The sequence below is a fragment of the Bradyrhizobium sp. USDA 4486 genome (assembly GCF_054057995.1).
In genome coordinates this window covers 738,431-763,607 of the sequence record NZ_JBSRZV010000001.1, presented here as the reverse complement: position 1 = coordinate 763,607, position 25,177 = coordinate 738,431, and the positions used below count along the sequence as shown (strand labels likewise).

General features: G+C 58.6%; 19 protein-coding genes and 5 pseudogenes. 6 read left to right on the top strand and 18 right to left on the bottom strand.

Annotation, left to right across the window (positions count from 1 at the left end):
• The first annotated feature begins 585 nt into the window (after positions 1 to 585).
• From ACVWY3_RS03715 to ACVWY3_RS03705, 3 genes and pseudogenes are all read left to right on the top strand, one after another.
• Positions 586 to 759 (top strand): hypothetical protein, encoded by a 174-nt coding sequence (locus ACVWY3_RS03715; RefSeq protein ID WP_456837235.1) that lies wholly within the window; start codon positions 586 to 588, stop codon positions 757 to 759.
• Between the two features lie 294 nt (positions 760 to 1,053).
• Positions 1,054 to 1,860 (top strand): annotated as a pseudogene (locus tag ACVWY3_RS03710) (IS481 family transposase); the annotation flags it as partial.
• 1 nt (position 1,861) lies between these two features.
• Positions 1,862 to 2,328: pseudogene (locus tag ACVWY3_RS03705) on the top strand (IS630 family transposase); the annotation flags it as partial.
• Between the two features lie 183 nt (positions 2,329 to 2,511).
• Here ACVWY3_RS03705 and ACVWY3_RS03700 read toward each other — a convergent pair.
• A pseudogene (locus ACVWY3_RS03700) lies at positions 2,512 to 2,673 on the bottom strand (GDP-mannose 4,6-dehydratase); the annotation flags it as partial.
• 35 nt (positions 2,674 to 2,708) lie between these two features.
• Entirely contained in the window at positions 2,709 to 4,595 is a 1,887-nt protein-coding gene (locus ACVWY3_RS03695) for an acyltransferase family protein (RefSeq protein WP_456837234.1), read from the bottom strand.
• A 941-nt stretch (positions 4,596 to 5,536) separates the two neighbouring features.
• Here ACVWY3_RS03695 and istA point away from each other — a divergent pair.
• Both istA and istB read left to right on the top strand, forming a co-directional pair.
• Positions 5,537 to 7,055 (top strand): annotated as a pseudogene (gene istA / locus ACVWY3_RS03690) (IS21 family transposase).
• Between the two features lie 14 nt (positions 7,056 to 7,069).
• Positions 7,070 to 7,830: pseudogene (gene istB / locus ACVWY3_RS03685) on the top strand (IS21-like element helper ATPase IstB).
• Positions 7,831 to 8,258: 428 nt separating this feature from the next.
• On the opposite strand, the gene fcl reads toward istB, so the two are convergent.
• The gene (gene fcl / locus ACVWY3_RS03680) at positions 8,259 to 9,200 is read right to left on the bottom strand and encodes a GDP-L-fucose synthase (RefSeq protein ID WP_456837233.1); all 942 of its coding nucleotides are present in this window, start codon (positions 9,198 to 9,200) and stop codon (positions 8,259 to 8,261) included.
• Entirely contained in the window at positions 9,181 to 10,251 is a 1,071-nt protein-coding gene (gene gmd, locus ACVWY3_RS03675) for a GDP-mannose 4,6-dehydratase (RefSeq protein WP_456837232.1), read from the bottom strand. Before gmd ends, fcl begins: the two co-directional genes overlap by 20 nt.
• Before the next feature lie 350 nt (positions 10,252 to 10,601).
• Between gmd and ACVWY3_RS03670 the strand changes: the two genes are divergently transcribed.
• On the top strand, positions 10,602 to 10,982 hold the full coding sequence (locus ACVWY3_RS03670; protein ID WP_456837231.1) for a hypothetical protein: 381 nt from the start codon (positions 10,602 to 10,604) through the stop codon (positions 10,980 to 10,982).
• A 544-nt stretch (positions 10,983 to 11,526) separates the two neighbouring features.
• Here ACVWY3_RS03670 and ACVWY3_RS03665 read toward each other — a convergent pair.
• From ACVWY3_RS03665 to ACVWY3_RS03600, 14 genes are all read right to left on the bottom strand, one after another.
• Entirely contained in the window at positions 11,527 to 12,582 is a 1,056-nt protein-coding gene (locus ACVWY3_RS03665) for a glycosyltransferase family 4 protein (RefSeq protein ID WP_456837230.1), read from the bottom strand.
• A 125-nt stretch (positions 12,583 to 12,707) separates the two neighbouring features.
• Positions 12,708 to 13,637, bottom strand: coding sequence for an NAD-dependent epimerase/dehydratase family protein (locus ACVWY3_RS03660; protein ID WP_456837229.1), 930 nt, complete (start codon positions 13,635 to 13,637; stop codon positions 12,708 to 12,710).
• The gene (locus ACVWY3_RS03655) at positions 13,634 to 14,491 is read right to left on the bottom strand and encodes a class I SAM-dependent methyltransferase (protein WP_456837228.1); all 858 of its coding nucleotides are present in this window, start codon (positions 14,489 to 14,491) and stop codon (positions 13,634 to 13,636) included. Before ACVWY3_RS03655 ends, ACVWY3_RS03660 begins: the two co-directional genes overlap by 4 nt.
• 34 nt (positions 14,492 to 14,525) lie before the next feature.
• Positions 14,526 to 15,323, bottom strand: coding sequence for a hypothetical protein (locus tag ACVWY3_RS03650; RefSeq protein WP_456837227.1), 798 nt, complete (start codon positions 15,321 to 15,323; stop codon positions 14,526 to 14,528).
• 58 nt (positions 15,324 to 15,381) lie between these two features.
• The gene (locus tag ACVWY3_RS03645; RefSeq protein ID WP_456837226.1) at positions 15,382 to 16,467 is read right to left on the bottom strand and encodes a glycosyltransferase family protein; all 1,086 of its coding nucleotides are present in this window, start codon (positions 16,465 to 16,467) and stop codon (positions 15,382 to 15,384) included.
• A gap of 13 nt (positions 16,468 to 16,480) precedes the next feature.
• Positions 16,481 to 17,050, bottom strand: coding sequence for an acyltransferase (locus ACVWY3_RS03640; RefSeq protein ID WP_456837225.1), 570 nt, complete (start codon positions 17,048 to 17,050; stop codon positions 16,481 to 16,483).
• A gap of 24 nt (positions 17,051 to 17,074) precedes the next feature.
• Complete coding sequence (locus tag ACVWY3_RS03635; protein WP_456837224.1) at positions 17,075 to 18,445, bottom strand: hypothetical protein; 1,371 nt, start codon at positions 18,443 to 18,445, stop codon at positions 17,075 to 17,077.
• Positions 18,442 to 19,572, bottom strand: coding sequence for an N-acetyl sugar amidotransferase (locus tag ACVWY3_RS03630; protein WP_456837223.1), 1,131 nt, complete (start codon positions 19,570 to 19,572; stop codon positions 18,442 to 18,444). Before ACVWY3_RS03630 ends, ACVWY3_RS03635 begins: the two co-directional genes overlap by 4 nt.
• Positions 19,572 to 20,342 (bottom strand): HisA/HisF-related TIM barrel protein, encoded by a 771-nt coding sequence (locus tag ACVWY3_RS03625; RefSeq protein WP_456837222.1) that lies wholly within the window; start codon positions 20,340 to 20,342, stop codon positions 19,572 to 19,574. Before ACVWY3_RS03625 ends, ACVWY3_RS03630 begins: the two co-directional genes overlap by 1 nt.
• On the bottom strand, positions 20,339 to 20,959 hold the full coding sequence (gene hisH, locus ACVWY3_RS03620; protein WP_456837221.1) for an imidazole glycerol phosphate synthase subunit HisH: 621 nt from the start codon (positions 20,957 to 20,959) through the stop codon (positions 20,339 to 20,341). The genes ACVWY3_RS03625 and hisH overlap by 4 nt, the downstream gene beginning before the upstream one ends.
• Positions 20,956 to 22,377 carry an oligosaccharide flippase family protein gene (locus ACVWY3_RS03615; protein ID WP_456837220.1) on the bottom strand — a complete coding sequence of 474 codons (1,422 nt, stop codon included), beginning with the start codon at positions 22,375 to 22,377 and terminating at the stop codon, positions 20,956 to 20,958. The genes hisH and ACVWY3_RS03615 overlap by 4 nt, the downstream gene beginning before the upstream one ends.
• On the bottom strand, positions 22,358 to 23,464 hold the full coding sequence (locus ACVWY3_RS03610) for a DegT/DnrJ/EryC1/StrS family aminotransferase (RefSeq protein WP_456837219.1): 1,107 nt from the start codon (positions 23,462 to 23,464) through the stop codon (positions 22,358 to 22,360). The genes ACVWY3_RS03615 and ACVWY3_RS03610 overlap by 20 nt, the downstream gene beginning before the upstream one ends.
• Before the next feature lie 11 nt (positions 23,465 to 23,475).
• Positions 23,476 to 23,946, bottom strand: a complete 471-nt coding sequence (locus tag ACVWY3_RS03605; RefSeq protein ID WP_456837218.1) for an acyltransferase — start codon at positions 23,944 to 23,946, stop codon at positions 23,476 to 23,478.
• Positions 23,943 to 25,004 (bottom strand): Gfo/Idh/MocA family protein, encoded by a 1,062-nt coding sequence (locus tag ACVWY3_RS03600; RefSeq protein WP_456837217.1) that lies wholly within the window; start codon positions 25,002 to 25,004, stop codon positions 23,943 to 23,945. Before ACVWY3_RS03600 ends, ACVWY3_RS03605 begins: the two co-directional genes overlap by 4 nt.
• Between the last annotated feature and the right edge of the window lie 173 nt (positions 25,005 to 25,177).

Genomic DNA, 25,177 nt, shown 5'->3' with positions numbered 1-25,177 from the left:
TATCGTCGAGAAGACGGCACCCGAACCCCGATGACCCTTCAGCTTTCAGTAGATCTTTGTTCCCAGAACGGCAGTCGGCCGGAGTGTGCACCCACCATTTGAACCTTGAGGTACTATCGAGATCAATCCGCCCGCGATCGGTTCGTGTTCGAGGGTGAGGTTCGAATGGGCTGCCTCGGCACGCATCCCGACCGTTTTGGCAGCCACTTTTCGCGGCCCAAGCAATTCCTTGGACGCTTTAATCTGCACAAGCCGTTTTGGTGAGTGTCAAAATCCTCTCGTCCAGTCGATCGATTCGGTCTTCTTGCAACTCAATTTTGATGGGATCCACCACCGCGGCCGCGATCATCGGTTGAAGTTCCTGAAAAGGCCTGCGAGCATCGTTGCCATGAATTCGCTGATCGAGCTTTCTACGGACTCGTGATGGATGGCTAAGCGAGTTTGGGTTCAACCTTCGGACCGGCGGGCGTTATAGGCAGCTGGCTTCTTGCCAGCGCCGTAGGTTCGCGTTGGTGAGAGCGTCGAAATCCACCACGGGTTGACTCAATGAGGGGTGATGCTAGGTTCATAGTAGGAGAGTTGGGCATGCAACGCGAACCAAAAGTTAACGGGATGCGGCTAAGCGAACTCGAACGGAACGCGGCCCTTTTGGCGAAGACAGCACCGCCAGATGTGCAAGAGGCGATTGCGACTGTGATGGACGAAGCCGCAAAAGCGTTCTCAAATAGTCAGGCCGATATTGCGCCCACAACTTCGTAAAGGTTTCAGTACCGGAGAATCCAGCCGCAGAGACGCCAAGGCCGCTTTTCTTGCGCGAGAGCTTGGCTGATCCAAACAGAACACTGGTTGTGGGGTCGCCCCGTGTCGCCGGGCAATGAAGGACCGCGCCTAGTACCCAGCGCCTCCTCGACGATTCCTTCGTCTTTCGAGAATCAGCGACGGCGTCCCGGCTCCGTGATCGCCTCTAGATGTGAGCTTTCAGGAAGTTGTCCATCCGGTCCGGAACGAGGAAGCTGAAGTTGTCGAAGCTTTAGCCAATCCCCGGAGGACCGAATGGACACCCATAAGAATGCGCCTCTGACGCCGAAAGGTCGAGAGGCCATGGTGCGGAGTGTGATCGAGGGGGGCCTGACCAAGGCCGCGGCCGCGCTCCAGTTCAATGTGACTGCGAAGACAGTCGCCAAGTGGGTCCAGCGCTTCCGCGAGCAGCCGTATCCTGCGGCGGCTCGGATTGAACCGATTGCGCGACCTGGAACCGGCCGAGCCGGTGCGACGCTATGAGCGCGAACATCCTGGCGAGCTGATCCACATCGACATCAAAAAACTCGGCAAGTTCAACCGTATAGGCCATCGCATCACCGGCGATCGAACAGGGCAGAGCAGCCTACGGGCCCGCGGTGACGGGCTTGGCTGGGAATACGTCCACGTCTGCATCGACGATGCTTCCCGGATCGCCTTCAGCAAGATCATGAAGAGCGAGCGACGAGGCTGTGCCGTGGCCTTCCTCAAGGCCGCGATCGCCTACTACCCGAGCCTGGGTATCAAGGTCGAGCGGGTGATGACGGACAACGGCTCGTGCTACAAATCCATCGCCTTCCGCAAAGCCTGCAAGCGCCTTCGTCTCAAACACATCCGTACCAAGCCCTATACTCCGAAGACCAACGGCAAGGCCGAGCGCTTCATCCAGACCAGTCTGCGCGAATGGGCTTATGCTCGCGCCTACAACACATCAGACGAGAGAGCCGCTGAACTGCCGAGATGGCTTCACAGCTACAATTGGCCCGGCCGCATGGCAGTATCGGCCCGATGCCACCCATCAGCAAACTCGCCCTAACCAGGAACAACCTGTTGAGGCTCCACACCGCTGCGCGGCTGGGGGCCTTGTGGGCAGCGCCTCCAAGCCTCTGCACCTTTCGGCCATTGGAAGACCATGACCTTCATCGCGGCGCTGCGTCACGATCGGATCAGTGCGCCTTGGGTGATCGATGGTCCCATCAACGGTGAACTCTTCACCTGTACGTCGAGAAGGTGTTGGCACCCACCCTCGCACCGGGCGAGATCGTCGTTCTCGACAATCTTGGCAGCCACAAGGGCAAAGCGGCTCGCCAAGTCATCCGCGCCAGAGGTGCCCACCGCATCTTCTTGCCGCCATATAGCCCGGACCTCAATCCGATTGAGCAGGTCTTCGCCAAACTCAAACACCTCATGCGAGCCGCAGAGCCTCGTGACGTGGAGGCAACCTGGCGGAAGGTTGGTGAACTCCTCGATCTCTTCTCCCAGGAGGAGTGCACCAACTACTTCAAAAACTCAGGCTATGTTTCCGTATAAAAACATCATGCTCTAGCCGCCGCGCCGTCCTTCCGACTTAAAGAGGCCGTGAAACTCGCCTATCCGATGTACCGCGAGAAGGTCAGCGGAACGAAGCTTACCGCCCTCCGGGACCGGCGCACCAACGCGCTTCCGACCATGCCGCGACGGCCTGCGACGTAGACGCTCTTGCCGGACAACTGAGACGCTGCGCTTGCCACGGCTCGCGTACCGCTTTTCATCGGCGAGATCGGTCGCCACCATATCCTCGACGAGTTGGGCAAAGGTCCGCTTCGGCTTCCAGCCGACCTTCTGGCGCGCCTTGCTGGCACCGCCAACGAGGAAATCGACCTCGGTCGGGCGAAAAGCGGCGTATTAGGAATGATGGTCGAGCCGGCCTATTATTTGCCGCTCCTTTCTGGCGACTCAGTCTGCTGTGCAAGCCCAAGATCGTCAATCAATTGCTTTGCCAAGAACTTCGCACCCTTTGGCGTTAGGTGGACAATGTCCGATTGAATGATGTCACCGACATTCGGAGTCGTTCGAGTCAGGCAACCGCTTGCGCTGCAAAGGACGGCTAATGGCGAATAGTATTGGACGCGTAGCTTCTCAGCGGTTTGCCGCAGTCCGTCCTCAGCGGCCAGAGGTCGAAAAAAGCGTGGGATCCTTGCCGGAAGAACCGTTCTTCGAGCGGCGTAGTAGTCGGCATATAGTCGCGGCAAAGGCTGCTCCCAGATAGGCACCGGTCCGACGAGGATTGTCCGAATTCCCTCTTGTTCTAGCGAACGAACGGTTGGCGCAATGACCGATTCTTGCCAGTACAGGTTCCAAATTGCATGCAGCAGCACGGCATCCGGTCTAGCCTTTACGATGCGGGCGACTATGTCCGTGTTGGCTTCGACGCAGGAAGGTGGCAACTCAAGAGCCTCTACGAGAACAGGAGGGCATGAATTCAGCGTAAACTGAGCGATCCCCGGTCTGACGCGATCATCGAGCTGATAAAGTCCGGCTGCAAGCGCCGCAGCCGTGCTGTCGCCCCAAACAGCCACCAATGGCTTTCGGTTCTTCTCGATGCAATTTGAAGAGAGTTGAGTGTGGTCCGCGGCGGATACATGGCACTCGCCGTACCGGATGAAGTCACGCCCTGGAACAATTGCCGCCGCTTGGCGAATCTCTTCAGGTATTCGGTCCGGAAATCCATTAACTTTGACTGTGGTGATCCCAAGAACCGCTATGATGCTCATTGTCGCGACGAGGGGCGTGACCGCGAGGGATCTGCGGCGGATCGGTCTCTCGACAAAAAGGAAGGTAAGCAGCGCGGCGGACAGGCTGGCGAGCACGCACATTGCGCGTTCCCCCATGCTTAGGGGCCGCAGCGCGACGAGCTCGGAAAAGACAAGAAAAGGCCAATGCCACAAGTACAACGGATACGAGATCAATCCAATGAAAACTGGCAGGCGGGCTGAAAGAATTGTATTCGAGAATGACCCAAGTGCCGAAACAAACATTGCGGCCCCCAACGCGGGCACAATTGCTGCAGCCCCTGGAAATGGCGTCTTTCCGTTGAACAGGACAGCGGCGGCTGCAATCGCCGCAATCCCCAGATTGCCTGCCAATTCGCGGTAAAGACGTGAACGCATCAGATGCGAGATTTCGACCCGAAATAGCGCGAGACATGCGCCGGTGCCCAACTCCCAGGCGCGAGTCATTGGTAGGTAAAACGCGGCCGCAGGGTGCGTTCGTGTGAGATAGATGCTTAAGGCAAGAGAGATTGCTGAGAGGGCGAAGACAGTCTTCCTCGATGAACATCGAGTGACAGCCAGGGCGCCGAGCAGCAGGGGCCAGATGAGATAGAATTGTTCCTCAACACCGAGCGACCATAGATGAAGTAATGGCTTGCTTCTTGCTGCAAGATCAAAATAGTCGACTTCGGACAGCAGCATTAGGTTGGCGGAGAAAAGAGCGCTCGCGAACACGTTCCGGCCAAGCGAGAGAAGCTCATTCGGCATCATGTATAGCCAGCCGAGGATCGATACGGTCGCGAGGACGAGCACAAGAGCCGGGAAAATCCGACGAACTCGCCGAGCGTAGAAGCCAGTCAAAGTGAAGGTGCCGCTCGACATCTCATGCACCAGGATTCCTGTGATCAAGAATCCGGATATTACAAAGAACACGTCTACGCCGATGTATCCGCCAGGGCAGAAGTGTTCGAAGGCGTGGTTCGCGATCACGAGGCCAACCGCAATTGCCCTGAGGCCATCAACGTCAGCTCGATATTGTATCCCCATAGCTTGTTTACCTGTCTAGCCTTGCAATCTCGTTCGATTAGGACACGTATCAGACGAGTGGCCGCCAGTACATCAATGGCAAACGCGTGCAGCTGGTCCTAATATTCGCGGCCTCGCTGGCGGTGCCATCGTGCGTCCAGATGACGTATCGCGTCTTTCGACGAAGCCGACGATCGTCATGATCCGTTCAGCGGCAGGTACCCGGCGAATATTCTATCAATACGACCTATCCGCAAGGCATGCTTTCGCCGAAGACGTTCGAGAATTGCGGCCGCGACAGACTCCTTCGACCGCCCCGTTCGCGCAGACATCGGTTGGGAACCCGAATGATGCCGGCCTCACCAAGGAAGTCGGAGCCGAGAGATATGGTCAGCTGCAGCACAAGGTGTGGATCATGCTCCCGCACCGTCGGCTGAAAATGCTTGTCAACAAAGACTCGCGAGATTGAGGTTCATTGAGGCTGAATTGGCGGAGAATCACCTCACCGCCAAGACAAGAGGATCACAAGAAGCATTCTCATCGGCCGAAGCGAACGATCTGCCTTCCCGCCCACTAGCGGAGGCACGCAACGCCAGCTTGCTTGGCTCCAAGTGGAGCTTGACCTGCGGCTGGTATCGGACTCCCCCTTGCCCCGTCGTGTCGCGCGGACCTCATCAATATTTTGGAAGCGGCCCCATCGCCTCATGTCGTAGACGAGGATGTGTCCATCAGCGATCAACGAGATCTTTACACCGGTTTCGCCTCCGTCGGAGTACGTTGCACAATGCCAACTTGTGCGCGTGCGCTGCGTAATCCGATGCAATCCGGCCACCGATTCCGACGGAAGTCGGCCACCCATTCCGATCGAAGCCGGCCACCCTGTTGAGACCGGCCTGACGCTCTCGAAGACGGCGATCGAATCGCGGACCAGCCCTCCTTTGCGGCCAAGCAAGGGGGGTCTGATGCCCGCCGAGAGAGCGCCGATGCGGAAGGTTCGAGAAGTCTTGAGACGCGGCACGCCCTTGGCGTGAGCGAACGGCAGATTGCGGTCACCATCGGCATCAGCCGATCGACGGTTGGCGAGTATCTGTGGCGGGCTACCGTGATCGGCATCACCTGGCCGGTGCCGGAAGAGATTGATGACGGCGAGCTCGAGCGCCGGCTGTTCACGCCGTCGACATTCGGGGAGAAGCGGGCGCGGCCGTTGCCCGACTGGACGGCGGTGCACCGGGAGCTGAAGCGGCGCGGTGTGACGCTGCTCCTGCTGTGGGAGGAATGTCGCGCCGAGCACGCCGACGGCTATGGCTACAGCCGGTTCTGCGATCTCTACCGGAAATGGAGCGAGACGATCTCGTCGACCATGCGGCAGGTGCACGGGCCCGGAGAGAAGTTGTTCGTCGACTTCGCGGGCGACACCGTGCCGGTGTTCGATGCCGCGACCGGGGTGCAGCGGCTGGCCCATGCATCCAACTACACCTTTGCCGAGGCGCGCTGGTCGGAAGGGCTGCCGACTAGATCGGGTTACATGTCAATGCCTTGCGCATGATCGGCGGCGTGCCGAAGGCGATCGTCTGCGACAATCTGAAGGCCGGCGTCACTGCCACCTGCCGTTATGAGCCGGGCATCAATCGCACCTTCCAGGAACTGGCCGAGCACTACGGCACTGCGATCCTGCCCGCGCGTCCGAGGAAGCCGCGCGACAAGGCGAAGGTGGAAGTGGCGGTGCAAATTGTCCAGCGGTTCGTGCTGGCGCGGCTGCGCAACCGGCGCTTCTTCTCGCTTGACGAACTCAACGCGGCCATCCGCGAGGCGGTTGCCGACCTCAACGCCAGGATCATGCGCAAGCTCGGTGTGAGCCGCAACGAGTTGTTCGCACAGATCGACAAGACGGCGCTCAAAGCCTTGCCACCGCTGCCGTATCAGTACGCCGAGTGGAAGAAGTGGCGCGTCGCGCCCGACTATCACGTCGAGATCGCCGGTCACTACTACTCGGTGCCCTCACGTCTGATCCGCGAGGAGCTTGAGGCGCGCATTACCGACCGGACGATCGAGATCCTGCACAAGGGCGTCCGGGTCGCCAGCCACGCCCGCTCTGACGTGCCCCATCGCCACACCACGATCCCGGAGCACATGCCGAGCGCGCACCGGCGCTATGCCGAATGGACGCCAGCACGGATCAAACGAGAAGCCGCCAAGATCGGCCCCGCCACGATCGCTCTCCTCGAGGCGATCATGAAAGCCAAGCCACACCCCGAGCAGGGCTTCCGGGCTTGTCTCGGCATTCTGCGGCTCGCGCGCAGCTACGGCTCGGCCCGCATCGAGGCCGCCTGCCGGCGCGGTAACGACATCGGCGCGACTTCCTACGGCTCGATCAAGTCGATCCTGCAGCACGGGCTCGATCGCGCCTACGCAAACGAGAGGTCGCCGGGCGACTCAGCGATCCGCCACGGCAATATCCGCGGCACCGATTACTACCACTGAAGAAAGGAGAGACGATGTTGACACATCCCACCCACAACCGCCTCGTCGCACTCGGGCTTAACGGCATGGCGAAGGCCCTCGACGAACAGCAGCGACAGCCCGACATCGCCACGCTGGCCTTCGAGGAGCGCCTCGCACTGCTGGTCGGCCGTGAGGCGACCGAGCGCGAGAACAAGCGGCTGATCGCTCGGTTGCGGTTCGCCAGCCTCCGGCAGAACGCCGTCGTCGAGGATATCGACATGAAGGCGCCGCGCGGGCTCGACAAGCCGCTGTTCCAAAAGCTCGTCGCCGGCGAGTGGATCGACCGGCATCAGAACCTGCTCATCATCGGCCCGACCGGCGTCGGCAAGAGCTGGATTGCTTGCGCCTTGGGCCACAAGGCCTGCCGGGACAACCGCGCCGTGCTCTATCAACGGCTGCCGCGGCTGTTCGAGGCGCTCACCCTCGCGCGGGGCGACGGCCGCATGCTCGCCTCCTCAGGACCCTGGCCCGCGTCGAGCTTCTGGTCCTCGACGACTGGGGACTTGCCCCGATGACTGCCGAGCAGCAACGCGACCTGTTGGAGATGATGGAGGATCGCCATGGCCGCGGCTCGACCGTGGTGACAAGCCAGCTCCCGGTCGAGCATTGGCACGAGCTCATCGGCAATCCAACCATTGCCGACGCTACCCTCGATCGCCTCGTGCACAACGCCCACAGGCTCACCCTCAAGGGCGAGAGCCTACGCAAAGCCGCCGCCAAGCGTCAGACGCTTGACGACGAGCCCGCCAACTGACCTGATGACGACGTCGTCGCGAGAGCCCGCCTCGGCAGGCGGCCGGGATCATCGGCTTCAATCGGTACAGGCGGCCGGCTTCCCTCGGAATCTACGGCCGACTTCGTCGGAATGCGCACGTGCGCATAGCGGCGATGACAGCTGCTTGGTTCTGTGTCGAATACTGCTGCCGCTCTTGACGTACGGACATATTGAATGGCGCGGCGCATCTTCTCAGTGGCGGGAAGATGCGGCCTTGCCCATCGATGCGGCCAAATGTGGTGCGAGGAAGATCCGAAGATACCAGCTTTTTGGTCGAGACTATATCCGGGAACAACCGATTGCGTTTTGAAGTTGCAAATAATACTTCCCTACAAGCGAGAAAAGCGGGAAGTCACGTTCAGCAAAAGCCTGATCGCATTCCACCCGCGGCGGAGTGGCTCCGCGGACTAGTGCTTCGCTAGATAAGCTTGGTAAGCACGCTCCAATCCGTACTGAAGCGGCGTCGTCGCGCGCCAGCCGAGCCCATTGAGGCGGCTGACATCGAGCAGCTTCCGCGGCGTGCCGTCTGGCCTTGATGTGTCGAAACTGATCTCGCCGCTGTAGCCGACGATCCCGGCCACGACACGCGCGAATTCGGCGATCGCAATGTCCTCGCCGGTGCCGATGTTGACCAGCTCGGACCCGGAATAGGTCTTCATCAGGTGCACGCAGGCATCCGCCATGTCGTCGACATAGAGGAACTCGCGCCGCGGCGTGCCGGTGCCCCAGACCACGACATTCGTCGCGCCGGAAACTTTCGCCTCGTGGAAGCGGCGGATCAGGGCGGCGACCACATGGCTCATCTCGGGATGATAGTTGTCGCCGGGGCCGTAGAGATTGGTCGGCATCACGCTGATGAAGTCGCTGCCATACTGGCTGCGATAGGCCTCCACCATCTTGATGCCCGCAATCTTGGCAATCGCATAGGGCTCGTTGGTCGGCTCCAGCGGGCCGGTCAGCACGGAATCCTCGCGCAGCGGCTGCGCCGCCAGCTTCGGATAGATGCAGGACGAGCCCAGAAACATCAGCTTCTCGGCGCCGTTCAGGTAGGCGGCGTGGATCACGTTGGCCGCAATCGCAATGTTGTCGTAGATGAACTCGGCGCGCAGCGTGTTGTTGGCGACGATGCCGCCGACCTTGGCGGCAGCAAGGAAGATCACCTGCGGCCGCACGCGGGCGAACCAGTCGAACACGGCGGCCTGGTTGCAGAGATCGACCTCGCGGCGATCCACCGTGACGAGCCTCGCATCCTCGCGTTCGAGCCGGCGCACCAGCGCAGCTCCGACCATGCCGCGATGGCCGGCGACGTAGACGCCCTTGCCTTTCAGCTCAAACGCTGTTCTTGCCACGGCCGGCGTCCCGTTTTGCGTCCGCCAGATCGCTCGCCACCATCTCCTCGACGAGCTCTGCAAACGTCCGCTTCGGCTTCCAGCCGAGCACCTGGCGTGCCTTGCTGGCGTCACCGACCAGGAGATCGACCTCGGTCGGGCGGAAATAGGTTGGATCGATTCTCACCACGGTCTTGCCGCTCGTCTCGTCGACGCCGGTCTCGTCGACGCCCTGCCCGCGCCATGCGATGCGGCGGCCGACATGGGCGAAAGCCAGCTCGACCATCTCGCGCACCGAGCGCGTCTCGCCGGTGGCGAGCACGAAATCATCAGGCTTGTCGGCCTGGAGGATCATGTGCATGCCTTCGACGTAGTCCCTGGCATGGCCCCAGTCGCGCTTGGCTTCGAGATTGCCGAGATAGAGCGTATTCTCGAGGCCGAGTTCGATGCGGGCGACGGCGCGGGTGATCTTGCGGGTGACGAAGGTCTCGCCGCGGATCGGGCTTTCATGGTTGAACAGGATGCCGTTGCTTGCGAACATGCCGTAGGCTTCGCGGTAGTTCACCGTGATCCAGTAGCCGTAGAGCTTGGCGACGCCATAAGGCGAGCGCGGATAGAACGGCGTCGTCTCCTTCTGGGGGACCTCCTGCACGAGGCCATAGAGCTCGGAAGTCGAGGCCTGGTAGAATCGCGTCTCCTTCTCCATGCCGAGGATGCGGATCGCCTCCAGGACGCGCAGCACGCCGAGGGCGTCGGCGTTGGCGGTATATTCCGGGCTCTCGAAGCTGACGGCGACGTGGCTCTGGGCGGCCAGATTGTAGATCTCTGTGGGGCGGATCTGCTGCATCAGGCGGATCAGATTGGTCGAATCCGTCATGTCGCCGTAATGCATCAGGAACGGCACATTGCTGACATGCGGGTCCTGGTAGAGATGGTCAACGCGCGCGGTGTTGAACGACGACGAGCGCCGCTTGATGCCGTGCACGATATAGCCGAGCGACAGCAGATATTCGGCGAGATAGGCGCCGTCCTGGCCGGTCACACCGGCGATGAGAGCGATCCGTTTGGTCATAGCTAGACTAAATCCCGCAGCATTTAGAAATGGATGGAGCGCTCAGCCAAGCGCATTCCGGACGTATCTTCTTCTTGGACATATCGTCATCCGCGGGTCAACCCAGGCGTACCCTGTGGCGATAGGTTGGTCTTGGAACACAATCGTGATACTGACCACGCTGAACGATGAGGTCGCATTGGCGGTTTACCCCCGAGCGAGCGTGGTTGTCGAGCCGGAATGTCTCAACACCGAAAGAGCACATCGATTGACCGGGTGCTGCGCCTCGCGATTTTCTTCGATCGCGATGGCGCTTTTCCGGTGCCAAAACCGTACTTCTTGTCTGCGAGCTCTATCCGGAGGCGCTCGGGGTGGCCGGTATCGCCAAACCCAATTCGCTCATCTCGCGCGCCCTGCGCCTTGCCAAATGGGTGACAAGATTCGTTTCGTGCCCAACTGGACGCTGCCCCCGATCGGCTTCCGCGAGCCCGACCTGTGCGGCCGTCTGGAAGTCCCGCCCGGCGCAATTCGCCGTCGCCCTCTGCGGCGATCTCGGCTTTACCCGCGCCCCTTGGACCGTATTCCAGGCTGCGTCGGTTGTTGCAACACGACCAGAGTATCCACTTCGTGCTCTCCAGATGGGGGTCGGCTGCGCCGAGCTGAAAACCTTTCAACTCGGAGAGAACGTGATCCTGTTAGATCCCATGCCAGAGGACCAGCTCGCCGAAGTCCTCGCCGCAGCCGATGCGTAGATCAATCCTTTCCAGCGCAATGTCGCCGGCGTCTCACCGAAGTCAATTCGGAGGCCGGACTCGCACTTGGCGAGGAGGCATCGGCTGGGTCGTCCCTCCGGAGGATCCCGTTCCTCTGCCCGAGTGCAATACGCCTCTAAGCCGGACTAGAAGTAGGTTCGGCCACGGCAGCTGGCGGAATAGCGACTTCATCCCTTGCCAGGATCGGTACATGTTACCCCTGATGAACTTGCTTCTGCTAGTATGGTAACGATGCATTGCGACAAAGTAGCCTATCGTTGCGAGGACTCTTTCGCCCGCCCGAATACCGGCAAATGAAGCGGCCAGTTCGACACAAGGCGAGATAAGGCCTTCTTGTCCGATCTCAAAAATTAAGGAACTGTCCACCCGACCGAAAGGCCCATCCAAATCAAGCCGCTCTTAAGCAGGTTTGAGGTCGTCGGCCTTGCCGCCATTGTGCCAAAACTGAAAAGCGCTCGGCTCGGTCCACGCCGATGAGGACCCTGAGTGGCCGTATGCCGGGACCGGCCGAAAAAAAGCGTTCTTATTTGACGCCGCGGGCGGGCACAGCGCTGGCTGCAGCAGCCCGCTCGATGGCATCGGAAAATTCTTCGGCAAATTTAGCGACACGGTTTTCGACAGAAGATCCCAATTGCCTGACGTGGACCGGCTCGTCTTTGGCCGCGGCTTCAGCAAGGTGGCCGGCAAGAGTTGCCGCATCGTCGACGTTGAAGTAGGCAGCTGAGCCGCCGGTCTGTTCGCGATGCACATCCAGGTCCGATACGATCATGGGCACTCCAAATGATTTCGCCTCTTCCACTGTCGTGCTCCAACCTTCGAAGCGCGAGGGGTTGATCAGGGCTCGGCACGACCGGAGTAGCGCATAAACATGCGCGAGGGGAATCATCCCAAGGTAGCGAAAGTTCTCCTTCAGCCCGCGCTCCTCAACCTCCCGCATGATACTGTTGAAGTACGCAGGCGGCTCGTCGGGACCACCCGATACCGCCACAACAGCCTTTACCCCCCGGGCCGCCAAGATCGTCAAGGCCTTGATAACCAATCGATGATTCTTGTGTCGCCAGAATTGATTGGGCAGATAGAAGTATTCTTCAGGTAGGTTGTAGAGACGGACAATCTCGCGAGGATTCGCTGCAAGAAGGTCATCGGTCGGGCGACTGGCGAACCTGACGACCGACATTTGGTTTCTAGCGCGCGCATAGTAGCGCCTGCAGTCCTTGAGGGCGCTTTCGCTGCTCAGGATGATTGAACGTCCCGACACAAGCTGCGCGCGGAAGCCAATCTCACGACGCCACCAAGCGGCCCTTGAAAAGAGATGGGGAAGACTCCTGTGCTGCAGATCCGGAAACCACGCAACGACAGGCAACGGAAGCCGCCAGCCGAAAAAGCGAGCGTGCTCAAACACGACGTCGACGTGCTCCGAACGAAAGGCCGCAGCAGCAGCTAAATCGATTCCGGCAAGGAGCGCGTTCGGTACTCCAGCATGACCACGTTCAAAGGCTCTGTCCTTCACGACCCTGACGCCCGGAACAGCCGCAAAGGGAGCTAGTTCATTGTCGTCGTCCGACAAGCCCGCAAACATCACGGGCTCCAGGTGGCCGGGACAATATCTATTGAGCGCCGTAAACAGATTTCGAAGATAGTTGAATCCTCCCGCATGAAGGCGAGGCGGAATGAACGTGAACGCAACTCTGAGAGACGATCGGCTCAACGGAATTGCTCCTTGAACCAAGCCACGTACTCGGCAACGCCCGTGTGGTAAGGAATGCTCCAATCAAAGGGCAGAGCGTTCAAGCGAGCAGGATCAGCAACCAGGCTGAATGGATCACCGCTCCGGACGGAGCCTGAAAATTCGACGCGAATTCCGCCGCCCCAGTTGTCGACGACGGATTGTGCAACATCCGCAACAGTGGTGGCAACTCCCGAGCCGCCGTTTATGATATCAACTGGTTGCACCGGAGAGTTGCTGCCGACGCGCGCCAAAAGCCGCGCCACGTCACGCACCTCAGTCCAGTCGCGCCTCTCCGTGCCCGTCCCGCCGAGAGTCAACGTGCAAGCTCCGTCACGCAAACGCACGCAAAGATCCCAGAGGAGTTGCTTGCGCAAGTTAGCTCCGTAGACAGAGAACAGCCGCACGATCGTGCTGCGTAATCCAAACGTCGTCGCATAGCTGCGGCAAAGGTGCTCGATCATGAGCTTATGCTCTCCATAAGGAGACACCGGCTCCGTAGCAGCAGTTTCAGAAATGGGACCCTCGTGTGCGGCACCGTAGACCGCCGCACTGGAAACGATCACGAGCCGGCATTCCGGTGCGGTGGTTCTCATCCAATCCAGAAAACGTGCAGTGGCGACAACAGTACGCGAAAAGTCCTCATATGGCTGCGTGATGGACGCTCCGACGGAGGAACCGCCAGCCAAATGAAAAGCGACCGTCGGCAGACCGGTCTGGGCGGCCAATGCATGAAGATTGGCAGCTTCGATTTCGCCGTTGAGCCAATGGCGCATACCGAGACGCCGCTTGTCGGGCTCTCCGAGCGCGCCATGGCCCACGCCACATACCGATTGGTCGGCATCAGCGAGTGCTCGGATCAGATATCGACCGATAAAGCCGTTCGCGCCAGTGACCCAGACAGTCATACCGCCGCCTTCTGCGCGATGAACGAATAGAGACGGCCAGGACGATGATCAAAACGTTCCGCAAGTGATAGCATGACACGAAGAAACCGATCCGATCCCAGGATCGTCTGCCACACCGATCGAAGCGGAAGCAATTGGGAGAGCCTCTGGGCGATCATGTCGCGGAGCGTGTCAAGCGTATGGGGGAAGAGGTTAATCGGGCTCCGAAGCGGCGTGAGAACGGTGATCCCACAAAAGCCGGCCCCCCTCAGAGCGTCGACATAGTCGCTTAGCAAGAATGCATGCTCGCCTCCATAGAGATGATGGAGCGGATGCTGCTTCAAGAAGGCCTCGAGATCGGCTTCCCGGCTGATGACGTGCTCCCGCACGGCGACGAGAATCCCTCCCGGCTTGAGGACCCGATGCATTTCCTTGCAGGCGGCATTCAGATCTCGGGTGTGATGCAACACCGCCCGCGCAAAGACCACATCAAATGAACCATCGTCAAAAGGCAGGCGCTCGGAGAATTCCTCGACGACTTCGATGGCAAGCCGGCTTCGGCGAGCCAGATCGCGGATGGCTCCTGCCCCGACGACAGGACCTGGATCGGGCTCCAATGCAACCACGCGGAAGCCCTCATGCGCGAGAGCATAGCTGGCAATGCCCCGTCCCGCCCCGACGTCCAGCGCGGTTCCGCTTCGTCCCTTCAAATACGAGGATATGTGATGCCACTCTTCGCTCGCGTGATAACGTTCAGCCGCCTCGAGCAGAGGGTCGTCGTAATAAGCGTCAAGGACCAACTGACGGCGATCCGGCTGGTCGCGTAACCAAAGCACGGCCTCCTCCCAAGACGAAAATTTCTGGTCGATGCTCATGGCATTCTCGGATCTAGAGGATCAAGGGTGGCCTCTACGCCACAAGCCGCAAGCAAGCAATTGCCCTCGACGACGCCGCACGGTCATCACCCTGCCCGGTTCCACTATGTACGTCGAATGGAATTGAATGCTCAACTTCAGCGGCCGAAGCTCGTCGCCACCCCTGGCTCGCATACGCGAAGTATTCGATACTGTGCTCGCTGGGTGCATATGCCTCGACTATCTGCTCTACCATCGTCCCGTCAAAGACCTGATACCAGCCCAGGTTGCGCCGCGCCCCGTACGGAAACGAAATGTAGCAAGCTCCTCGCGGTTTGATGATGCGGCGTAACTCCCGCGCCGCGGCAACGAACCCGCCTTCGTCGCGTTCATCCCGCTCGCGGTCCGACGTATAAAGCAGGGTGTTGTCGAGCCCCACATGCTCAATGGTCGAAATGCAGACAATCGTGTCGAAGACGCCGTCCCTGAAGTAAGTGTCACGCAGGTCACCGAAGACGTACGAAATACCACTGTGCCAGAAGCAGTGCTTCTCGGGCGCGAGCGTCATGATCGTAAGTTCGCTTCCCTGCAGAGGCGGACGACGCAGAAGATAATCGTGGTTGAAGATGGAGCCCGCATCGAGGAGCCGGCCGATCGGCCCTGACCGCCGAAGATGACCAAACACCCAGGCATATTCGACGACCCGCTCGTCTAGCGCTACTCCGAACAGTGGCGGCAGCTCTTTGCCCACACTCACCGCATCGGAATCGATTGCGGCTTCGATCGCGCGTTGCTTGGTCGTATGATAACCAGCGGTCCAAGGTCGCCTCCCCCGCAGGCGATAGAGCGGCATGGCCGCAGCATCTACGGCCCGCTTAAGTCGAAAGGTCAGAGGGTGAATGTGCATCGGTTTACATGTTCGATAGGAGTTCGTTGAAGCGGTGCCACTGCACTGACTTGTTGTAAAGCCTGTTTACGGCTTCTCGGCCACGCTCCGCAATTTTCGAGCGAGTCTCTGTGTCGGAAATGTAGGTCTGGGCTAACGTTCTGGCCTCCTCCGGAGTCCGGTACGTCGCGATCGTATCGCCGTCGTGCATCCCATCCGGGTACTGGCCTGCATCCGACAGCAGCAGCGCTCCACCTCCCATCGCTTCGAAGCAGCGCATATTTCCTCGGTCATTGCCTGCCATATCAATCGCTCCATTGAGCACGATTTTTGCTTGCCCCAGGAGTTCGTAAGCCTGTCTGCCCCAGACCGGGGCCCGAGCGACCGCCACGATCGCCGGTGGCCGGCGGTACTTGTCAAGATATCCGATAAGCCCCGGCGGAAAGGCTTCTGCGAGCCGTGTCGAACGAGACGCATCCAGGCAGTAGACAATCTTCCGTTCACTCGACAACTGGGCCACTTCCTCCAAGACCTTGGCACGCGTCCTATGGTGGCGCGAATAGCTGCCGAAAAACAGCACGTCTATGGGACGATCGCCGCAGCCATACTCCCGCATGACCGGGTCCACCGCAGGATAGAAATATTCGGCGCGGCAGCCCTTGTTCCGCCAGTCCTCCAATATGGACGGAAAATTGCAGACTACGAGATCGTACTGGCTTAAATCGGCATTGCCGGATGGCGCAGCACGCCAACAGATGGTCCTTTTTACACAGCCCGGCAGCCTTCGGACAAACGCGCTACCGTAACGCATAGGATCAAGATTATAGAAAACTTCGGTCCTGTGTTGCTCGATCTGCGAGAGCAATATCTCCTCGAGATCTCTCGTCGCCAACCCCTGTTTCGCGGACCACAATGATTGCAGGCGCGGCTCGTCTCCCAACGCGCAAAATGCGTTCGGCTGCCGCATTTCGATCGGCTCGAGAATGTGCGGAGCTCCATAGCGATGCTCCAGAAAGAGCCCCATACCTTCTTCAAACGAACGTGGAGAGGCGAACTGACGAAATACCTTCGAATAGGCCGGGCCGAGTCCGATATTCTGGAATAGACGCATCCATCAGCTCCCGTCAGCGTTCATCAGCCAAGAGCTCCCGCACGACCGAAGCCGGATTGCCGGCCACGATACAGTAAGCAGGGACGTCGCTTGTTACCACGGCTCCCGCCGCGACAATCGCTCCGCGTCCAACCGTTACGCCGCGCAGAACGAAGGATCCCGCCCCAACCCAGGCATCATCGTCAATTCTGACCGGCTTCTCGCCAAGGTTGAGTTCATCTGGATGGCCCGTTTGGGCAATCTGCTTGAACTGGGCGTGACGCGCCGCTGCACGAATGGGATGGGTAAGATTGTCGAATATGTTTACCGAATGCGCAATCAGCACTCTGTCGCCTATAGTGATTTCCGCCGCGGACCAGATGCGAGAGTGCTCGCCGACGTAACACCATTGTCCCAGCCCTATCCTTCCCCCGTGTGCGAACGTGAGAAGCTCTCCCTGGATTATACTGCCTCGGCCTATGGTAATGAGCGCGCTGTCGCCCGCAATGTTGCGTACGCGCGCTTTACTCGTCAGCCGAACTCCGACGTCGAGCTTGCACGTTGCGCGACGCAGGAGGCGCTGAGCCCAGTAGTCCAGATTCATGTGCTGAATCGCCTCAAGATTGAGCTACCCCAATTCCGCGCTTGATGTGCGGCTCGACGCGACAGTTGCGATCTTCGAACGCTCCTCCAGGAGGTGCTGCAACTTCAGGATCACGAGCGCTATCACAGGCCCCGTCACCAAGCCGCCCGAAAGAAGAGCTGCCGGAAGCGCGGAGATCGTCAGATTGTAAACTCCGATGAATGTACTTCCGAGGACTGCAAGAGAAACGGCGGTCTTGCCTCGCGTCAGAAAAACTATATCAATAACCCTACATATTGCTCCAGCCAAGCTGCTGAACAAGATCACTCCGAAATACGAGAAATCTACCCACGCATCAGCAATAAACATGCCGGTCACGCTTGATCCGCCGGCGCCATGCCAATGCCTTAGCACTTCAAAGTATGAAGGCGTATATTCCTTCCCGAGAAGAAACGCGACAAGCCGGATATTTCCTCCCCACGTGTGCGGCATCCGATCGGGGAATGTTGCAAAAAACTCTAATACCGCCTCATTCGAGGTATCGAAGATTCGATAGTAAAGAAAGCCAAAGGCGTCCCAGCCCTGAGTCTCGGGGACTGCCACACGAATGACTGGATAGAACACAAGGCTCGCAATGAGGAGACCTGCAAAGCCGACCCTCAATGTGACATCGTTCCGGCGAGCTAGGTACGCCACCAGAAGAAGCTGAATTATGAAGAGAGCCGCCGGCGCTTTGCTGAGCGTGTCGAGCTTGCCAATCAGTGTCAGCGCGACCAGCACCAGTGTTGTGATAAGCAACGGCCACCACCTTTGGATCCAAGCCGAAAACCCACCCCAAAGAATCAACATGGGCGCGATCGAAGCGAGGAGGACCCTATAAGAGTAGCTTTGGCTTCCTCCAAATTGCTGCCGGTAAGCAATCTTTTCAAGCTCGTCACCGGCGACGGCTAGATAGCCAGCTATGACAGACAAATGATGCTCTTTGAGAGAGACAACCGCCATGTACGCCGCCGTTAGTGTAATGATCGTCAGCAGCAGCCAGGGCTGACGCGGCCCTGATTCAAGCCGCTGATCGTTCCAAGCGCTGAGCCCGAGGCCAAGCTGCTTAACCCCCGCTGGCATTAAGCGATCGACAACTTCAATGCCGACGATAACACAAAGAAACATCAATGCGATCGACACATTCAGCGAGACGACTACCGACTCGAAATTTGCCCCGTAAGCAATACGCTGGTAGATAACCGATCCGGATCCCCGAAAAAGCATATAGACAAGATAAGCTGGTCCATGAACCAGCAGCAGGAAAGCGAGCAGAAACGAGCTCGTCGTGAGATACGACTTCAGGCGATAAACTAGATACAGAGCTGCGCAATACATCGATAGAGCTGCAACAACGTAAGTGGCCGACAGCATCATGAGCGCACCTTTAGGACTCTACGCAGCAGACCGTTCGCGCGGTAAAGAGCTTGGCTATTTGCGTAATTCTCATGCGCGACTGGCGGCAGCGCAATGAAGCGATCTAGATCCGCCACCGATATTCCAAGCTTCTTGGCAACGAACCGCTTGTCACGGGCCGCCTGCTCCGGAGTTGTTATGGGTTGCTCAACTTCCTCAAGAGCTCGAGCGCGCGTCATTTGTCCGGCGACGATGAGTGCCGAGCAGTGTAGCCGTCGTTTGTCGAAGCCGTAGCGCGCCGGCAGGTAAATCTCCTGATAAAACTTAGTAAATCGGCTTTCTTGGTGCTTGGCTCCATAATCGACAAAACCGTACGTTGCGACTAGCTCGCGCTTTGCATCTTCTTTGTCATAAGGAAGGTAGTTGAGCGGCTTGAATATTTCGATGCTTTTGCGAATTCGCGACATCCAAAGATATTGGACGGGCCCTAGCGTGGGAAAAGTCGGAAGCGAACCTACGCCGTGCGCGCGATGGATGGCGCGTAGGTTACGTGCATCCATTGCCGGATAACCGGCTCCCGGAACATGGACGCTCTCACCACTAAAATTGACGCCACTAAAAAAGTACCTTTGACCAAATCTCTTTGATAGGCGGTACAATGTAGAAAAAAAGGCATGATCCTGCGGAGCATCCTGATTGACCACAGAAGCCTTCAAATAGGCCAGCTGAAGGTCCTTCATCTCCTGCCACTCAACGACATATGTGTACAGGTCAATATCAAGTTTCCGGACAAGCAGTTCGATGTTGCGGACTGCAGCCTCGGTGTTCCAGCCTCCATCTACGTGAACCGCTAGGACACGGAGATCGAATTGACTCTTTAAAAAATGGGCCAGATAAGCGCTGTCCACACCTCCACTTAGGCCGATCATCACATCATAAGGCCGAACGGCCATTTCTCTCTTGATGCTTTCGACCTTTTCTTTGAGTCTCCTCCGGCCGTCATTCGTGGGCCACCATTCATATGGTTTGCGCTTCAGCGCCTCTTGGCAACAAACACACTGGCCAAGCTCGTCAAAAATTACGCCAGGATTTCGGTTGTCCATCACGCAGAACGAACAGACTTGATACTTTCGGGTAGTCTGCAGCATTAGGCCTCCCCCCGCACGCTCGTGCGCATGCGCTCCAGTTCTTGACCAGCGGGATAGGTTAATAGGACTGCTCGAAGACGACCAAGAAAGACGAAGCTGCTCCCTGATGCCACCGCACTGGCGCCCGCAACGAGGCCTTCCGCCAAATGTCGCACATTCCCTGCTCCACCAAGTGCTACCAATGGGACCTCGATTGCCTGCGCAACTTTAGAGATCATGTCCAGATCATAACCAGCGCGCGTGCCATCGCGGTCTAAGCTTTGCAGTAAGATCTCGCCTGCGCCGGCAGCCTCGGCCCTTCTTGCCCCTGTGACAGGATCGGAATCTGTAACCTTGCGGCCGCGATCCGTTACAACCCGCAGGTCCGTATTCACCCGCCTGTAGTCAATGCAAACTGTCACGGCTTGAGATCCGAAACTGTCGGCAATACCCCGTATGATGCGATCATCACTACCGGCACGACCGAGCACAACTTTCTCGACGCCGGCTGCAAATATGGGGGCTGCGTCCGCCACTGACCTGACTCCGCCACCATAGCTCAGCGGCATGAAGCATTCGCTAGCCAACTCCCTTATGAAGCCAAGGTCAGGCTGCCGACCGTCGACCGTGGCATCGATATCGAGCACGCAGATCTCATCCACTTCTTTTTCATTAAAGATCCGAACCACGTTGAATGGATCGCCTACATAAACCTCGTCTCGGAAGCCGCGGGTTTTTACCAGACGGCGTCTACTGTCAAGCAGCAGAACAGGAATGACTCGCGGCCTCATTTCGAGTTCCTCTCGACAAAGTTCCTTAGCAGCCGCATGCCGAAGCGATGACTTTTTTCGGGATGAAATTGAACGCCGTAGATATTCTCGCGCTGCACCGCGCAAGCCACCGGTCCATCGAACTCATATGTAGCAGCCACATCGTCGTGGTCGTCACATTGCATCCGGTAGCTGTGAGAGAAGTAGTATCGGTTCTCATCGTCTTTATTGAATAGCTTAGCCCGTGGCGTAGCTTTGACATCGGCCCAGCCCATGAACGGCACCTTGAGCTTAAGCGTGGGATCGGGACACATCCTTACGGCGTCGGCTTGAATCCAACCAAGTCCGGCGGAGGTTCCCTCCTCACTCCGGCGGCCAAGTAGTTGCATTCCGAGACACACTCCCAAGAATGGTATTCTCTGTCCGAAAGCAGCTTTCTCTAACGTGTGAATTAGTCGCGATTCCCTCAGCCTTTGCATCGCGGCATCGAATGCACCAACCCCCGGTAGCACCAGGTGGCTGGCCTGAAGAATGGCCTGAGGCTGATCGGTTATCCAAGCTTCGAAACCAATGAATTCGAACATATTGACGAGAGCACCCGGATTTCCGACTCCGTAATTGACAATCGTGATGTTCATATCGCTCTCCTGGCCTTCCATAGAACGGTGGCGGTGATGAGACCTGCTGCGGTCCCGCCCATGCCAAGCAATTGCATCCTCTCAAGAAAGATGCCTAGAATACTTAACGTAAGGTAGATCACTGCTCCCAGTGTGCTTGCGGCGGAAATGGCAGCTGCCAAGCCTAATCGCGGCCAGCCCGCCACCTGATAGCAGACAGCAAGGAAGGCGAGATAGCTCAACGTCAGCATTGTGGCTTGGATCGCCACAGCCTCAGCCAGCGAGTGTCCCGCCGCAAGTACGAGGCAAAGACCTCCGACGGAACTGAGACCGGCGATAGCCTCGAGTTTCAAATTGAGATCCTGGCGGCCAATTACATCGAGCAACCGATCCATCCAGTTGGTTGTCATAAACAAAGCAGCAGGAACAGACAGCATACCAGCGAGCCAACCGCCTCCATTCCATTGATCTCCAAGAACAACAACAAAGAGGTCGTCTCCCCCGAAAGCGAGAAGGGCAATCCAGGGGCTGCTTGCTATGAGCAGCCCCCTTACGATTTGATCGACAGCTTGAACTTGCGCGGCAACACCGTACGTAGCTGCGCGGTGAAAGAAGACCGGCCTCAAAGCAGCGCTAGTAAGTGCTGAGGGAAGGTGCGTCAGTCTCCACGACTGGCTATACAGGCCAACCAAAGCCGCGGAACAGAAACCGCCGACAATGAAAATGGGCACGCGCTCACGCACCAAAGACATCACTGTAAATGGCAATGAAAACTGCACGAAGCGCCGGTTGCGGACCAATGCCGACAGCATTTCTTTCCGGTCAATCGAGCAGATAGGCCGGTCCGCGCACCGCCGAATGCCTTGAGCATAAAAGAGCGTAGCTACGGCCTGTCCAGCGAGACTGCCTATGACCAGCCAGGCGCCATTGCCACTCAGACCACCGCCGAGCTGGACGAGATTGGCTACGGTCGTGTTGAGCAAGAGACCAATCGATATAAGCGCAAAAGCACCGTCGCGCATCAACCAGGCCTGGAGCACAACCCCCAATCCGACCAGCGATAGCCATGCCCAACCTAGAACCGTGAACATCGGTCCGATGCCGAATTGCGCAAACGCCGTAACGTATATGCCGGCAAAGACGCCAAGGACGACAGACATGAGGCAAACAACACTGATGCTTGCCATGAGAAGATGGCTCGCTGCTTCAACATTCCGCTCAAGCATTAGTCCAAGATCGAAGCGGAACGAGAGTAGTGATCCCCCTGTTATTGCCACCGCCTGGATAGCCGCCCAAACGCCGAAATCGTTCGGCGTGTAAAGCCTGAATAGCAGTGGAATAAGAGCAATGGCGAAGACCTGAGACGCGAACGGCCCAACTCCAGACGCGATTAGGCTTCTTCCTAGACGATCAGAGGCTCTATGACCGGCTAAATGCATAGATCAGATCGATGACAGCAGCCTGCTGACCAGAGGTAATTTCGGCAAACATTGGAAGCGAAAGAATGCGGCTCTGATGATTGTGCGCGTTCGGAAATTGCTCGGGTCGCGCACCAAAACGTTGATAGGCTTCAAGGAAGGGCAAGGCGGTTGGGTAGTTTACAGCCGTCTGCACGCCGTATGACTTCAGATATGCGGCCAACTCGTCGCGACGAGGATGCCGTACGGTGTACAAGTGATAGACGTGCTCTCTTCCAGCCGCGACATGTGGGACTGCAAGATCCTTGAGCTGATTGAGACCTGCGTCATAGATTCGTGCAGCCGCTTGGCGTGCCTTTGTCCACTTCGGTAGATGGCGGAGTTTGACTGAAAGAATCGCTGCTTGAAGCCCATCCAACCTGCTGTTGATGCCCTCTACACTATGCTGATGCTTCACGAGTCCACCGTGACGTGCTAGCATAGTCATGCGCTCGGCAAGAACCGTATCGTTGGTTACGATGGCGCCCGCATCGCCCATCGCACCAAGATTCTTGCCGGGATAGAATGAATAGCTCGCGGCCGTTCCGAATGTCCCGACCATCTGTCCTTTGCACCGCGCCAAATGCGCCTGGGCGCAGTCTTCAATCACCCATAATCCGTACCTCTTCGCGATAGCCATGATCGCGTCCATGTCGGCCGGCTGCCCGTAAAGATGCACGGGGATGATGCCTACAGTGCGCGGAGTAATTGCGGCCTCAATAGCGGCGGGATCGATCGTGAAGGTCTCGCGGTCGGTGTCGCAGAACACGACCTGCGCTCCCGCGTGGGTAATCATCGCCGAGGTGGATATCCAGGAATGCGCAGTCGTTATGACCTCGTCGCCGGGCTTGACCTTGAGCGCCGCCATCGCGAGGTAGAGCGCATCGGTGCCGTTGGCACAGGAAACGCAGTGCTTGACGCTCGCCGCCTCGGCGAACTCGCGTTCGAAGACATCGACATACGGTCCACGGATGAACGCGCTGTCGCGGATGACCGCGGCGATCGCACCGTCGATCTCGTCCTTGATCGACTGATACTGGAGCCCAAGATCCGCGTAAGGCACCGGCATGATGGGATTCCTTAGTTCTTGCTCTTGAGGAGGCGAGCGGGATTTCCAGCATAGATGCCGGATTTGGCGATGTCTTTCGTGACCACTGAGCCTGCTCCGATCACGACGTCGTCGGCGATCGAAACGGGCATGATGGTCGCATTCGAGCCGATCGAAACCCGGTTGCCGATCTTCGTTGCGCGCCACAATTTGCGGCGTCCTCGCGCCGGCCCACCGGTCGAAAACGTGTCGTTGATGAACATCACGCCATGGCCGATGAAGCAGTCCTCCCCGATCGAGACCAGCTCGCAGATGAAGGCATGCGACTGCACACGGGTGCGCGCACCGACGACGACACCGGACTGTATCTCCGTGAAGGGGCCGACGAAGCAATCATCAGCGATCTCGCAGCCGTAGAGGTTGCAGGGCTCGACGAGCTTGACGCGCTGACCGAACTTGACGTCGCGAACGCCAGCCTGGTGCACCTGCGCCTTTCCGCTCACGACAGCACTCCGAGCCTACTCCGCCGCGGCTCGAAGCGGAGTGCGACTTCCTGTCCGGTCTCGATCGACTCGTAGAGTGCTGAGATCAGCTCGAGGCTCTTGCGGCCTTGCAGGCCATCCACCAGCGCGGCACTCTGGTGCAACAGGCAATCGACCACGTGCTGATAATAGGCCTGGTGCCCGAACCCGTAGACGTTGGGCGGATTGACAGAGAACTTCTCTACGACGAGCTTATCGCTCGACAACGGGTCCACGAAATTCCAATGCCTGATCTGGTTGACCGCAAAGCCCGCGATCTCCACGGTACCCTTCTCACCGAGGATCGAAAGCGAGCCTTCGAGATCCTTCGGCCGCACCGCCGTGGTCGCTTCGATGATGCCGAGCGCCCCGTTGCGGAATTTCAGCGTCGCCACCGCGGTATCTTCGGTCTCGACCTTCACCAGCGCGGTCGTAGCCCGCGCATGAACGCTCACGACGTCGCCGAAGAACCATTCCAGCATGTCGATGTGATGGCTGGCCTGGTTCGTGAGTACGCCGCCGTCGTAGGCCCAGGTGCCGCGCCATGCGTCCTGATCGTAATAGGCCTGGTCCCGGCACCAGCGAACCCGGACGGTGCCGAGCACGAGCCGGCCGAACCTGCCGGCCTCCAGCGCCTCGCGCGCCTTGACGACGGGAACGTTGAAGCGGTTTTGCTTGACCACGAACAGCTTCACGCCGGCCTCGTCGCAGGCGCGGATCATGTCGTCGGCATCCTGCAGCCGCAGCGCCATGGGCTTCTCGACCACGACGTGCTTTCCCGCCTGGGCCGCCGCTATGGCATGCGAGGGGTGCAATCCGCTCGGTGTTAGGACGGAGATCACGTCCACGTCTGCCCGTGCAAGAAGCTCCGCGATGTCGTAACATGCTGGCACATGGTACCGTGCTGCGAATGCATTCGCGCGTTCAGGAAACACATCGCAAACTGCGGCGAGAGTAGCTCCCTGGATATGCCCGCCGCCCAGCAGGTCCGCATGACGCTTGGCTATGCGCCCACAGCCAAGCAGGCCAAATCTAATCATGCCGCACTTATCCTAGTTTTCTCAGATAGATAGCTTGGCCACCCCAAGGCCAAAATGATGCGCTGTTGTTCTAGCAGCATCCATTCGGCCATAGCAAGGGAACTATGATTCAATCAGAGATTGTCGCAGTGCCGCAACGGCTACCGCCCGGAGAGGATAAAGCGATGCGTAGC